The sequence below is a fragment of the Pseudomonas sp. 8(2025) genome (assembly GCF_052665325.1).
On sequence record NZ_JBQOIE010000011.1, the window covers coordinates 144736 to 157042 of the forward strand.

At 59.7% G+C, this 12307-nt stretch carries 17 protein-coding genes; 11 read left to right on the plus strand and 6 right to left on the minus strand.

Annotated features, from left to right (window positions below; all coding sequences use genetic code 11):
- Window positions 1-3 precede the first annotated feature (3 nt).
- From ACUXVH_RS21115 to ACUXVH_RS21125, 3 genes are all read left to right on the plus strand, one after another.
- Window positions 4-609, plus strand: a complete 606-nt coding sequence (locus ACUXVH_RS21115; RefSeq protein ID WP_065365472.1) for an arylesterase — start codon at window positions 4-6, stop codon at window positions 607-609.
- Window positions 610-665: 56 nt separating this feature from the next.
- Window positions 666-959, plus strand: coding sequence for a hypothetical protein (locus ACUXVH_RS21120; RefSeq protein ID WP_007931378.1), 294 nt, complete (start codon window positions 666-668; stop codon window positions 957-959).
- Window positions 960-1093: 134 nt separating this feature from the next.
- Complete coding sequence (locus ACUXVH_RS21125) at window positions 1094-2068, plus strand: L,D-transpeptidase family protein (RefSeq protein WP_015636545.1); 975 nt, start codon at window positions 1094-1096, stop codon at window positions 2066-2068.
- A 126-nt stretch (window positions 2069-2194) separates the two neighbouring features.
- Here the strand turns inward: ACUXVH_RS21125 and oprI are convergent, their stop codons facing one another.
- Window positions 2195-2446 (minus strand): outer membrane lipoprotei OprI, encoded by a 252-nt coding sequence (gene oprI / locus ACUXVH_RS21130; protein ID WP_003448337.1) that lies wholly within the window; start codon window positions 2444-2446, stop codon window positions 2195-2197.
- Between the two features lie 641 nt (window positions 2447-3087).
- On the opposite strand from oprI, the gene ACUXVH_RS21135 reads away from it, so the two are divergent.
- Window positions 3088-3369, plus strand: coding sequence for a GNAT family N-acetyltransferase (locus tag ACUXVH_RS21135; RefSeq protein WP_011062548.1), 282 nt, complete (start codon window positions 3088-3090; stop codon window positions 3367-3369).
- A gap of 60 nt (window positions 3370-3429) precedes the next feature.
- Here the strand turns inward: ACUXVH_RS21135 and ACUXVH_RS21140 are convergent, their stop codons facing one another.
- Both ACUXVH_RS21140 and ACUXVH_RS21145 read right to left on the minus strand, forming a co-directional pair.
- Window positions 3430-4506 (minus strand): 3-deoxy-7-phosphoheptulonate synthase, encoded by a 1077-nt coding sequence (locus ACUXVH_RS21140; RefSeq protein ID WP_011062547.1) that lies wholly within the window; start codon window positions 4504-4506, stop codon window positions 3430-3432.
- Between the two features lie 140 nt (window positions 4507-4646).
- The gene (locus ACUXVH_RS21145; RefSeq protein ID WP_011062546.1) at window positions 4647-5081 is read right to left on the minus strand and encodes a PilZ domain-containing protein; all 435 of its coding nucleotides are present in this window, start codon (window positions 5079-5081) and stop codon (window positions 4647-4649) included.
- Here ACUXVH_RS21145 and ACUXVH_RS21150 point away from each other — a divergent pair.
- From ACUXVH_RS21150 to cysB, 5 genes are all read left to right on the plus strand, one after another.
- Window positions 5080-5466 carry a thioredoxin family protein gene (locus ACUXVH_RS21150; RefSeq protein WP_011062545.1) on the plus strand — a complete coding sequence of 129 codons (387 nt, stop codon included), beginning with the start codon at window positions 5080-5082 and terminating at the stop codon, window positions 5464-5466. The genes ACUXVH_RS21145 and ACUXVH_RS21150 overlap by 2 nt on opposite strands.
- Window positions 5466-6422 (plus strand): putative 2-dehydropantoate 2-reductase, encoded by a 957-nt coding sequence (locus ACUXVH_RS21155; protein ID WP_065365473.1) that lies wholly within the window; start codon window positions 5466-5468, stop codon window positions 6420-6422. The genes ACUXVH_RS21150 and ACUXVH_RS21155 overlap by 1 nt, the downstream gene beginning before the upstream one ends.
- 31 nt (window positions 6423-6453) lie before the next feature.
- Window positions 6454-7359: a 5'-nucleotidase gene (locus ACUXVH_RS21160; protein ID WP_065365474.1), complete on the plus strand. Its 906-nt coding sequence runs from the start codon at window positions 6454-6456 to the stop codon at window positions 7357-7359.
- 95 nt (window positions 7360-7454) lie between these two features.
- Entirely contained in the window at window positions 7455-7955 is a 501-nt protein-coding gene (locus ACUXVH_RS21165) for a universal stress protein (protein WP_011062542.1), read from the plus strand.
- A gap of 111 nt (window positions 7956-8066) precedes the next feature.
- Entirely contained in the window at window positions 8067-9041 is a 975-nt protein-coding gene (gene cysB / locus ACUXVH_RS21170) for an HTH-type transcriptional regulator CysB (protein WP_011062541.1), read from the plus strand.
- A gap of 12 nt (window positions 9042-9053) precedes the next feature.
- Here the strand turns inward: cysB and ACUXVH_RS21175 are convergent, their stop codons facing one another.
- Both ACUXVH_RS21175 and ACUXVH_RS21180 read right to left on the minus strand, forming a co-directional pair.
- On the minus strand, window positions 9054-9536 hold the full coding sequence (locus ACUXVH_RS21175; protein WP_065365475.1) for a GreA/GreB family elongation factor: 483 nt from the start codon (window positions 9534-9536) through the stop codon (window positions 9054-9056).
- Between the two features lie 2 nt (window positions 9537-9538).
- Window positions 9539-9937, minus strand: coding sequence for a hypothetical protein (locus ACUXVH_RS21180; RefSeq protein ID WP_011062539.1), 399 nt, complete (start codon window positions 9935-9937; stop codon window positions 9539-9541).
- A gap of 123 nt (window positions 9938-10060) precedes the next feature.
- Between ACUXVH_RS21180 and earP the strand changes: the two genes are divergently transcribed.
- Together earP and ACUXVH_RS21190 are read left to right on the plus strand one after the other, a co-directional pair.
- Window positions 10061-11194 (plus strand): elongation factor P maturation arginine rhamnosyltransferase EarP, encoded by a 1134-nt coding sequence (gene earP, locus ACUXVH_RS21185; protein WP_011062538.1) that lies wholly within the window; start codon window positions 10061-10063, stop codon window positions 11192-11194.
- Window positions 11195-11242: 48 nt separating this feature from the next.
- On the plus strand, window positions 11243-11815 hold the full coding sequence (locus tag ACUXVH_RS21190; protein WP_007931398.1) for an elongation factor P: 573 nt from the start codon (window positions 11243-11245) through the stop codon (window positions 11813-11815).
- Window positions 11816-11886: 71 nt separating this feature from the next.
- Here ACUXVH_RS21190 and ACUXVH_RS21195 read toward each other — a convergent pair whose 3' ends face one another.
- Window positions 11887-12306 (minus strand): organic hydroperoxide resistance protein, encoded by a 420-nt coding sequence (locus ACUXVH_RS21195; protein WP_065365476.1) that lies wholly within the window; start codon window positions 12304-12306, stop codon window positions 11887-11889.
- Window position 12307: the final 1 nt, after the last annotated feature.

The window sequence follows — 12307 nt, forward strand, 5'->3', positions numbered from 1 at the left end:
CCGATGCGTGTATGGTTTTTGAGTGCCGGCCTGGCCTTGATGTGCATGGCCCAGAACGCAGCGGCGGGTACGGTCCTGATCGTTGGCGATAGTATCAGTGCGGCTTTCGGCCTGGATACCCGTCAGGGCTGGGTAGCCCTGCTGGAAAAGAGGCTCAAGGACCAGGGTTTTAACGACAGGGTAGTCAATGCCTCGGTCAGTGGTGACACCAGTGCCGGGGGCCAGGCGCGGCTGCCGGCGCTGCTTGCAGAGCATAAGCCTGAAGTGGTGATTCTCGAGTTGGGGGGTAACGATGGCTTGCGCGGCCAGCCGCCCCGGCAATTGCAACAAAATCTTGCTTCGATGATCGACAGCTCCCAGGCCCAGGGTGCCAAGGTGCTGCTTTTAGGCATGCAATTGCCGCCCAACTATGGCGTGCGCTATACCCAGGCCTTTTCCCAGGTCTACAGCCAGTTGGCCAGCGAGAAAAAGGTAGCCTTGGTGCCGTTTTTTCTTGACGGGGTCGGGGGGCATCCCGAACTGATGCAGGCAGACGGTCTGCACCCTGCGGTAGCGGCCCAGGGCAAGTTGCTGGAAAATGTCTGGCCGACGCTAAAACCGCTGCTTTGACGCTTTTCTAGTGACAGTGTTTCGGCTAATGTGGCGCCCCCGATTTGGAGCCCCCGATGCCGCGTCCCGCCTGGTCCCTGTTTGCCTATCAACTGATCGAGCCTGATGAGCAGCTTGACCTGTTCGCCTGCCAGGAAGTTCGGGTGCATCTGGTGACGCGTCAACTGGAGTTGGGCGGCTCTGCCGACCGCACCTTGTGCGGCACTTTGTTGCCCGCGCAACCGCGCTGGTCGAGCGTGGATCGGACGATTTTCCAGGACCAGCGACTCTGCCCGTTGTGCCGGGCGATTCTGGAGTCGCAAAAACGTGGCACTCCGCCAATCTGGCCTGAGCTGCGTTTCGAGTTGTAGGCGGTCGCCAGCAGGCCGTTTCGACAGGGAATTCATGTGTCTGCGCTTGTCTCCCCGGCCTGGCTGCCGTAGCCGGAGGGCGGGGTGTACAATCGTGTTTCTTTCATTCGTTGTTCATGCGAAGGATTATCCGGATGTTGCCCCGCCTCCCTGTCGTCACCCGCTGCCTGACACTCGCCGCCTTGTGTGTGGCCGGTCCTGTTGCCGCATTGGAATTGCCTCTACCGCCGCCGGGTGAAGACATCGTCGGCCAGGTACAGGTGATCAAGGCCAAGTACGAGGATACCTTCGCCGACCTGGGCACGACCTACGACCTGGGTTACCTGGAAATGGTCGCGGCCAACCCGGGGGTCGATCCCTGGCTGCCGGGGGCGGGCACCGAGGTGATCCTGCCTACGCGTTTCATTCTGCCGCCCGGGCCGCGCGAAGGCATCGTGATCAACCTGGCCGAGTATCGACTGTACTACTACCCCAAGGGTCGGAACGTGGTCTACACCTTCCCGCTGGGTATTGGTCGTGAAGGCTGGGGGTCACCGATCGCGCACACCAGCATTACCGCGAAAACCCCGAATCCGACCTGGACGCCCCCGGCGTCGATCAAGGCCGAGCATGCCGCCGACGGTGACCCCTTGCCGAACGTGGTACCGGCCGGGCCGGACAACCCCTTGGGGCCATTCAAGTTCACACTTGGCACGCCGGGTTACCTGATTCACGGTTCGAACAAGAAGTTCGGTATCGGCATGCGCACCAGCCACGGTTGTTTCCGCATGCTCAACAACAACGTGCTGGAAATGGCCGGCATGGTGCCGGTGGGAACTTCGGTGCGCATCATCAACGATCCGTACAAGTTCGGTATCAGCGGCGGGAAAGTCTACCTGGAAGCTCATACGCCGTTGGATGACAAAGGCAATCCTTCGGTGGTCGACAAGCACACCGCAGTGATCAATGCCTTGCTCAAGCGTGAGGACCTGGCTAACAACCTGCGCATGAACTGGGATGTGGTGCGTGATGTAGTGGCAGCCGAAGATGGCTTGCCGGTGGAGATCGCCGTGCCGACGACAGCGCCTGTGACAACAATGTCCAACGCGACCTACGATTTGCAGCAGTAAGCGCTTAAGTGCAACCCGCCGATACCTGCTGGTAGCGGCGGGTTTTTTATTGCCGGTGAAGAACTCCGGGCAATAAAAAAGCCGATCCAAAAAATGGATCGGCTCGATAACAATCCCGAGGGACTATTACTTGCGGCTAGCTTTTTCCAGCATACGCAGAGCGCGCTCGTTAGCTTCGTCAGCAGTCTGTTGTGCTTTTTGAGCAGCAGCCAGAGCTTCATCAGCTTTACGATAGGCTTCGTCTGCACGAGCCTGAGCACGAGCTGCTGCGTCTTCAGTAGCAGTCAGACGAGCTTCGGTTTCTTTGGATACGCTGCTGCAACCGGTAGCCAGAACTGCGGCCAGAGCCAGAGCAGAGAATTTCAGAACGTTGTTCATCGTGTTCCCCTTCAAGGACTTTCTATTAGTAGCTATCACCTCAGAGTGAGGAAATAGCCGGCGTACATACTACCCATTACTTGTAGTAAGTAAACTGACGTAGCGCAAGAAGCAAAAAAAATTCTAGGCGCTGTTTCTTTTTCGAGCAACTTTTTAGCGGGTTGTATAAAAAATATTCAGCGGCGAAGCTCCGGGGCCGAATGCTGCTTGTTTGCCAGCATCGTTATCGGAGTTTCCGGGCGCTGTTTCAGAGCCTAGGCTAAAGTCGGTCTATATTGTGTCGACTGCACTTTTCTTCAGAATTTGTTCAGCCCTGAACCTATGTTTAAGCATCTTGTGGGTGACTTTAAGAGGCGTCGCTCGTCTTATGTTTCAGCATCCGGCGATGTACCGTCTCAAGACGTTTAGGTATCGATCCCGACTAAGGCTCGTACTCAGCCTCAACAAGGTTTTGCGCCGATCTGTGACGAGTGTGGCTTGAGCATTTGTGCCAATGGCGCCTATATTTTGTAACGTGCTGATGGCGCAAGAGCGAGAGCTTCTACGGGCGGCCGACAGGCACGAGGTGGCGTAAGTTGTTCCTTCGCCGGAAAAACATCGGTAAGGTAGGGGTCAGCATTCCAGACCCGCAAGGAGTAGTGATGAGCGAGGCGTTGTCCATCCACCATGACCAGGCTGGTCATCAGTTCGAGACCAATGTGGACGGTCATCGTGCCTACCTGACCTATATGGACCTGGGTAAGCAGACCCTGGATATCTATCGCACTTTCGTGCCCAACGCACTGCGTGGGCGCGGTATCGCCGCGGCGTTGACCGAGCAGGCGCTGGAGTACGCCGAACGCATGGGCTACACAGTGATTCCGTCCTGCTCGTACGTAGAGCGCTATATGGAGCGTCATCAGCGTCACGCAGCAAAGCTCTGACCGGGGCGACCATGAAAAACGCCGGGCTTGGCCCGGCGTTTTTGTGTCTGCAGGAAAGGATCAGCTGCGATCGCGTTTCGGCAAGACGTCCTTGAGCTTGGCGTGCATGCCGCGCAGGGTCTTCTCGGTACTTTCCCAGTCGATGCAGGCATCGGTGATCGATACGCCGTACTGAAGTTCCGACAGGTTCTTCGGAATCGCCTGGCAACCCCAGTTCAAGTGACTTTCCACCATCAGGCCGATGATCGACTGGTTGCCCTCGAGGATCTGGTTAGCCACGTTTTCCATGACCAGCGGCTGCAGTGCCGGGTCCTTGTTGGAGTTGGCGTGGCTGCAGTCGATCATGATGTTCGGCTTGATCTTGGCCTTGCTCAGGGCCTGCTCGCAGACGGCGACGCTGACCGAGTCATAGTTGGGCTTGCCGTTGCCGCCGCGCAGTACCACGTGGCCGTAGGCGTTGCCTTTGGTGGTGACGATCGACACGCCGCCCTGGGGGTTGATCCCCAGGAAACGGTGAGGGCTGGAAACCGACTGCAAGGCGTTGATTGCCACAGTCAGGCCACCGTCGGTGCCGTTCTTGAAGCCCACGGCCGAGGACAGGCCCGAAGCCATTTCGCGGTGAGTCTGGGATTCGGTGGTACGTGCACCAATGGCCGACCAGCTGATCAGGTCCTGCAAGTATTGCGGGGAGATCGGGTCCAGGGCTTCAGTGGCAGTAGGCAGGCCCATTTCAGCCAGGTCCAGCAGCAACTGGCGACCAATGTGCAGGCCGTCCTGGATCTTGAACGAGTCGTCCAGGTAAGGGTCGTTGATCAGGCCTTTCCAGCCGACGGTGGTCCGCGGTTTCTCGAAATAAACGCGCATCACCAGGTACAGGGTGTCGGAGACTTCAGCCGCCAGTGCCTTGAGCCGCTCGGCGTATTCGTGGGCTGCCTTGATGTCGTGGATCGAGCAGGGCCCAATGACGATGAACAGGCGGTGATCAGTGCCGTCGAGGATATTGCGGATCACTTCGCGACCCTTGGTCACGGTGCGCAAGGCGGTGTCGCTCAGCGGGATGTCTCGTTTGAGTTGATCAGGGGTGATCAGGGTCTCGTTGGAGGCGACGTTAAGGTCGTTGATCGGTAAATCAGCCATCGTGTTACTCGTCAGGTCACGGGTGCCGGCCGCCAGCGATCCCCGCGCGGCGGAGCACAGCGGATTTGAGCGCGTCGGGGAGCGGAACCTTAGCGCGTTAGCCGGTGACTCTACAATGGGCAGGTGGCGGTTTTATTGGGCTATGGCTGCACAAAAGCCTGGTGCACACGGTCTTCGGAATAGTCTTCTGCGTGCTGCTCGACCCAATCCAGCGCCAGCGCCTCAATGCATTGCTGTTCGCTCTGAGGTTCATGCAGGCGACAGTAGCGGGCGATCTGGCACACCTGCTCACCCATGCGCGCGCCGAACAGCGTTTGTTCGTCGACGAAAGCGATGCCCACCAGGTAGCCACGCTTGCGTTTCAGGCACCAGGCGACATAGCCGTTGTAACGGGCGTTATCCCCCAACGTTGGCATGTACACCTCCAGCGCGGTACCGCGGCGCCAGGCACGGTGGTAATTGCACGCCATGCCACCGAGGCTGATAGTGTGCAACCGCTGGCGTGAAATACAGGCGTGCTTGCGCAAGGTCAGTTCAACCGGAACATCATCAGGATGAGGCAGAAAACGTCCCATGACCGCAGACTCCGAGTGTCGTCCATTTGACATTGTTTCCCCCAGTATAGTGCTCGAATTGGAACTGACCGATTTCGATATCGACCAGCAATTACTGGGCCTGGGCGGCGTTTCCCTGGTTGTTTTCACCAGTGTCGGCTGTTCCAGTTGCCGTTGGGCCCGGGCGCGGCTGCCGGAGTTGGAGCTACCCATCGACCGTCTTTGCTGGGTCGATGCGGGCGATAATGGCGGTGCGGTTCAGCGCTATCAGGTGTTCCACTTGCCGGCTTTGTTCGTGGTCCGCGACGGTGAGTTTCATGGAGCGCTACAGTCGCGCCTGACGCAGCAGGATCTCAGCGAGAGCCTGCGTCAGGCGCTTAATCGAATACCAGAGGAGTTGCCTTGATGGGTGCAGGCCGTAAACCGCGTGTAGGCATTATCGGGACCGGAGCGATCGGAGGTTTTTACGGGGTGATGCTGGCACGTGCCGGTTTCGACGTGCACTTTTTATTGCGCAGCGAATATCCGGCAGTGCTCGAGCATGGGCTGCAAGTCAACAGCAGCCAGCACGGCAAGCTGACGTTGAAGCCGGCGCAGGCCTACGCCAATGCCGAACAGATGCCGCCTTGCGACTGGCTGCTGGTGGGCGCCAAGACCACCAGCAACCTTGATCTGGCGCCGGCGATCATTCAGGCCGCGGCCACCGATGCCAAGGTTCTGGTACTGCAGAATGGGCTGGATGTCGAAGACGACCTGCGCGCGGTGCTTCCCGATTCGCTGCATCTTCTGGGCGGCTTGTGCTTTATTTGTGTGCACCGCGCCGGGCCCGGGCAGATCGAGCACCAGGCGCTTGGCGCGGTAAACCTTGGTTACCACAGTGGCCCGGCCAGTGCCGATGCGACCCTGAGCCAGGCGATTGTCGAGGAGGGCGCCGCGCTGTTTCGCGAGGCGGGGCTCGATTCCCAGGCCATGGGCAACCTGCAGCAGGCGCGCTGGCAGAAGCTGGTGTGGAATGTCCCGTATAACGGTCTGTCGGTTCTGCTCCGAGCCAGTACCACGCCACTGATGGCCGACCCCGCCAGCCGCGAGCTGATCCAGGACCTGATGCAGGAAGTGCTGCAGGGGGCGGCGGCTTGCGGGCATGCCATCCCCGCGGCCTATGCGCAGCAACTGTTCAAGTCCACCGAGCACATGCCGGATTACTGGCCCAGCATGTACCATGACTTCCTGCACCAGCGTCCTCTGGAACTGGCAGCTATCTATGCTGCACCCTTGGCGGCAGCGCGGGCCGCAGGTTGTGAGCTGCCGAAGATCCAGGCGTTGTACCAGGCCTTGAGTTTCATCGACCGGCACCACGCCTGAGTTGGGCTTATTACCTTTAAGGGGATGAAATATGGCAAAGGGCCTGGATGGCAAGCTGGTGGTGGCGATCTCGTCGCGGGCGCTGTTCGACCTGGGCGACAGCCACAAGGTCTATCTGGCCCAGGGGGTCGAGGCCTATCGGCAATACCAGATCGAACATGAAGAGGAAGTCCTCGAGCCCGGTGATGCCTTCCCTCTGGTCAAGAAACTCCTCAGCCTGAATGCCAGCCTGGGCCGAGCCCGGGTCGAGGTGGTGCTGGTCTCGCGCAACAGTGCCGACACCGGGTTGCGTGTGTTCAACTCGATCGAGCACTACGGCCTGGGCATTTCCCGAGCAGCCTTCGTCGGCGGGCGCAGCCCTTATCCCTATCTGGCGGCCTTTGGCAGCGACCTGTTTCTCTCCACCCATGCCGATGATGTGCGCAGTGCACTAGAGGCCGGCTTTGCTGCGGCAACCATTCTGTCCGGCGGCACCCGGCGCGCTGAAAATGGCGAACTGCGCATCGCGTTCGACGGTGATGCGGTGCTGTTTTCCGATGACTCGGAGCGTATCTACCAGTCCGGCGGCCTGGAGGCATTCCAGGCCAGTGAACGGCAGTCGGCACGAGAGCCGTTGCCGGGCGGGCCGTTCAAGGGATTCCTGGCGGCACTCAACCTACTGCAGGGAGAGTTTTCCGATGAGGCCAGTCCGATCCGTACCGCCTTGGTGACAGCCCGTTCCGCGCCGGCCCATGAGCGGGTAATCCGCACCTTGCGCGAGTGGAACATCCGCCTGGACGAATCGCTGTTCCTTGGCGGGCTGGAAAAAGCCGCCTTCCTCGAAGCCTTTGCAGCCGACGTGTTCTTCGACGACCAGGCCGGTCACTGCGAGCTGGCTCGCGAAGTGGTCGCCACCGGTCACGTGCCGCACGGCATAAGCAACGAAACCAAGGCTTGAATCCTAAAATCCGTGGTTTTTCCTCGGACCTCCCACAGTTCCAGGCACTGCTAAGCTGAATCAATCTCCGCCATCTTGGCAGTTGAGGAGGTCATATGATTCGTTCGATGCTGTATGCCACTGACCTCGGTCTGTATGCGCCCTTTGTGATGCAACATGCCCTGGAGCTGGCTCGAACGTTCAATGCCGACTTACATGTAGTGCACGCCGTGGAGCCCATGGGCCTGTTCGCCGAATCAGTGTTGCAGAGCTACCTGGATGAGCAGTCGTTGAATGAGTTTCACCGCCAGGGCCTGAATACAGTGATGGCCAATATAGAGCAACGGGTGCTGGACAGTTTTCGCGAGGAGCTGGGGGAGGGGATGCAGGACCTGACCTTGATCCAGTCGGTGCGGGTGCTTCAGGGGGACCCGTCCCAGGTGATTCTGGAGCAGGCGGGGAAACTCTCTGTGGATTTGCTGATCGTAGGAAGTCACAGCCATGGGGTGGGGGCGCAAACGCCTTTGGGGCGTACCGCAACGCGAGTTCTGCAACTGGCCAAAGTCCCGGTTTACCTGGTGCCTCTGGTGCAGCGTCGACGTCAGGGCGATACCTGAGGATGGAATGGAAAATTCTGAATAAAAGTTCTAGATTTATTCTCCTGACCATTAATATAGTTATATACCGTCGCTGATACCCGTGGCGTCTACCTGCTTTGAGGGATTGATATGAAGCTTCAACAATTGCGCTACATCTGGGAAGTGGCGCACCACGACCTCAACGTCTCCGCTACCGCGCAAAGCCTTTACACATCGCAACCGGGTATCAGCAAGCAGATCCGTCTGCTCGAGGACGAACTCGGGGTCGAGGTCTTTGCCCGCAGTGGCAAGCATCTGACCCGCGTGACCCCGGCCGGCGAGCGCATCATCACCACCGCTGGCGAGATCCTGCGCAAGGTCGAAAGCATCAAGCAGATCGCCCAGGAGTTCTCCAACGAGAAGAAGGGCACCCTGTCCATCGCCACTACTCACACCCAGGCGCGCTACGCCTTGCCACCGGTGATCAGCAGCTTTATCAAGCAGTACCCGGATGTGGCCTTGCACATGCATCAGGGTTCGCCGATGCAGATTGCCGAAATGGCCGCTGACGGCACCGTGGATTTCGCCATCGCTACCGAGGCCCTGGAGTTGTTCGGTGACCTGGTGATGATGCCGTGCTATCGCTGGAACCGCTGCGTGGTAGTGCCTCAGGGCCACCCACTGACCAAGCTGCCGAAGTTGACCTTGGAAACCCTGGCCGAGTACCCGATCGTCACTTACGTGTTCGGTTTTACCGGTCGTTCCAAGTTGGACGAGGCCTTCAGCCATCGCGGCCTGACGCCCAAGGTGGTATTCACCGCTGCCGACGCCGACGTGATCAAGACCTATGTGCGCCTGGGCCTGGGCGTGGGCATCGTGGCCAAGATGGCGGTCGACACCAAGCTCGACAGCGACCTGGTGGTGCTGGATGCCAGTGAACTGTTCGAATCGAGCATCACCAAGATCGGTTTCCGTCGCGGCACTTTCCTGCGTGGCTTCATGTGCGATTTCATCGAGAAGTTCGCCCCGCACCTGACCCGCGAAGTCATGGCCAAGGCCATTGCCTGCCATAACAAGCAGGAACTGGAAGAGCTGTTCGACGGCGTCGAATTGCCGGTCCACTGATCCCCAGCCTGCCTAGCGGACCTCGGTGACAGTGAACTGTTGCCGGGCGCCCGCCACCACGATCTCCACCTCATCGTCCTCGAACTTGCCCAGCAGGCTGTTGCCCAGGGGCGAGCGGGGGGTGATGACGGTCACCAGTTGCCCCACTACGTAGACCTTCAGGCCCGCGCCATCCGGGCCGAGAAACAGCCACTGTTCGTGGCCGTTCTCATCTTCCAGCCCCAACAGCGCACCGATCTGAATCCCCTTCTGCGGGTCATGAGGGCGCAGGCTCAGGTTCTGCCAGAGGCCCAGGGCCTGGCGGATTTCCTCGACCCGTCGAGCCTGGCCGGCGGCCAGGTAGGAAGCTTCCAGCCCCAGGGTGTCGTACTTGTTCTCGGCGATATTTTCTTCGTGGGTGGCGGTTTCGTAAGCGGTTTGTGCCGCCCGCACCGCGACCTCCTGGTCGTCCCGGAGCTGTTGCAGAATCAGTTGGCAGACGGACTGTTTATTCATGGTCAATTACAGAATTGCAGGACGTTGGCCCGGCTTTTTTCGCTCGGCGCGGTCTGGTCCTGCTGCAACCAGAACTGGCATTTAGGGTTGGACAGGTTGCGCAGGTTGCTGCGGGCGTTGTCCAGGGATTGCAGTTCCTCGTTCTTGCGCAGGTTTTCCTGGTACTGCTCGAACATTCGGTTTTGTGGCTCGGGTGGCGCGGCCACCGGTGGTTTTGCCAACTGCTGCACCGCTTGAGCGACCGGAGCCAATTGCTGGCTGAAAAGGTAGTGCGAGGCCAGCCAGCAGGTCAGGGCGATCGCCAGGAAACCCAGCCACAGGCCCAGGGCAATGCTGGCGGTGAGCGCCAGGAAGTTGAAACTGATGCGCAAGGAGCGACGTGCGGTGGGACGATGGGACATGGCTGCCTCCTGGCGGGCGGTGTTGGGCAAGGGCCGATTGTCGCACGAAGATAATCGCGGTTGGCTCTTCTGCGCAGGAGCATTTATGCGGACAATCGGTGCCTTTGCCAATCGGGGAGTGGAATGAAAGCCTCCTGGGATATTTTCTGCAGCGTGGTCGACAACTACGGCGACATCGGCGTGACCTGGCGCCTGGCCCGGCAACTGGTGGCCGAGCATCAATGTGTGGTGCGCCTGTGGGTCGATGATTTGCGCGCTTTCGAAAAGATCTGCCCGCAGATCGATAGCCAAAAGGCCAGCCAGATTCAGGATGGCGTCCAGGTGCGGCACTGGCCGGCCCAGTGGCCGGACGAGGCGGCGGCCGATGTGGTGATCGCGGCTTTCGCCTGCCAGTTGCCCCACGCCTACATGGACGCCATGGCCGACCGTGCGCGTGCGCCACTGTGGCTGAACCTGGACTACCTGAGCGCCGAGGACTGGGTCGGCGGGTGCCATGGCCTGCCTTCCGTGAAGTTTCGCGGGGTGCAGAAGTACTTCTTCTTTCCCGGATTCCAGGCCGATACCGGCGGCTTGCTGCGCGAGGCCGGGCTGCTCGAGCAGCGCCGGGATTTCCAGGGCAGGCCCCAGGCCCGGCTGGATTTCCTGAAATCCCTGGGCGTATCGCCTGTTGCCGGCAGTCGCTTGATCTCGCTGTTCGCCTACGAAAATGCCGGGGTTGCCAGTTGGTTGCAGGCCCTGGCCGACGACGGGCAGCCGACTCATCTGCTGGTGCCCGAAGGCCGCGTGCTGGCCGATGTGCAGCGCTGGCTGGGAGAGGAACCGCTGGCGCCGGGCTGTCCACAGGTACGCCAGTCGCTGACCGTTCAGGTGCTGCCCTTCGTGCGCCAGGAGGATTACGACCGGCTGCTCTGGTGCTGCGACTTCAACGCGGTGCGCGGGGAGGACTCCTTCGTTCGGGCGCAATGGGCCGGGCGTCCGATGCTCTGGCACATCTATCGCCAGGATGAAGACATCCACCTGGACAAGCTCGAAGCTTTTCTCGGCCTCTATACCCGCACACTATCCCCGGGGGCCAAGGCTGCAGTACTGGCCCTGTGGCAGGCCTGGAACAGCGAAGCATCGATGGCTGAACCCTGGAAAAACCTGCTGCAATACTGGCCGGAAGTCGCCGCGCACGCCGAGCAATGGTGTCTGGAACAAGGCTCCCAGCCCGATCTTGCTGCGGCGCTGGTGCAGTTTTACCTAAATTGGATATGATACGCGGCCTAGATTTTTGTAAATCCCATCCAAATTCGGATATTCGCAATGAAAACTGGTAAAGAACTCAAACCCGGTACCGTGATCCGTATCGACAACGATCCTTGGCTGGTTCAGAAAGCTGAATTCACCAAGTCCGGTCGTAACAGCGCGATCATGAAGACCAAGCTGAAGAACCTGCTGACCGGTTACAAGACCGAAACCGTTTACGGTGCGGACGACAAACTGGACGACGTGATCCTGGATCGCAAAGAAGCGACCCTGTCGTTCATCAGCGGCGACACCTACACGTTCATGGACACCACTGACTACACCATGTACGAGCTGAACGCCGAAGACATCGAAGCGGTTCTGCCGTTCATCGAAGAAGGCATGACCGACGTTTGCGAAGCTGTGTTCTTCGAAGACCGTCTGGTTTCCGTTGACCTGCCGACCACCATCGTGCGCCAGGTTGACTACACCGAAGGTTCCGCGCGCGGCGACACTTCGGGCAAGGTGATGAAGCCTGCCAAGCTGAAAAACGGTACCGAGCTGAGCGTTGCGGACTTCATCGAAATCGGCGACATGATCGAGATCGATACCCGCGAAGGCGGTTCCTACAAAGGCCGCGCCAAGGTTTAAACCTGGCTCGCCCCTGTAGACGAAAAAGCCCGACCTTGAGTCGGGCTTTTTTATGCCTGGAATTTGCCGTTTCAGACCGTAACGTGCAGGCGCACATCCACATTGCCACGGGTGGCATTGGAGTAGGGGCAGACCTGATGCGCGGCATCCACCAGGCTTTGCGCTTCGTCCTCGGCCAGGCCGGGCAGGCTCACATGCAGGTCGATATCCAGGCCGAAGCCGCCGGGGATCTGGCCGATGCCGACATGGGCGGTGATCGAAGCGTCGTCCGGGATCTTGCGCTTGCTCTGGCTGGCGACGAACTTCAGGGCACCGATAAAGCAGGCCGAGTAACCGGCTGCGAACAGCTGTTCAGGGTTGGTCGCCTGGCCACCGGCACCACCGAGTTCCTTGGGGGTGGCCAGTTTGACGTCGAGGATCTGGTCATTGGAAACAGCGCGGCCATCACGGCCACCGGTGGCGGTTGCAACGGCGGTGTAGAGAGTTTGCATG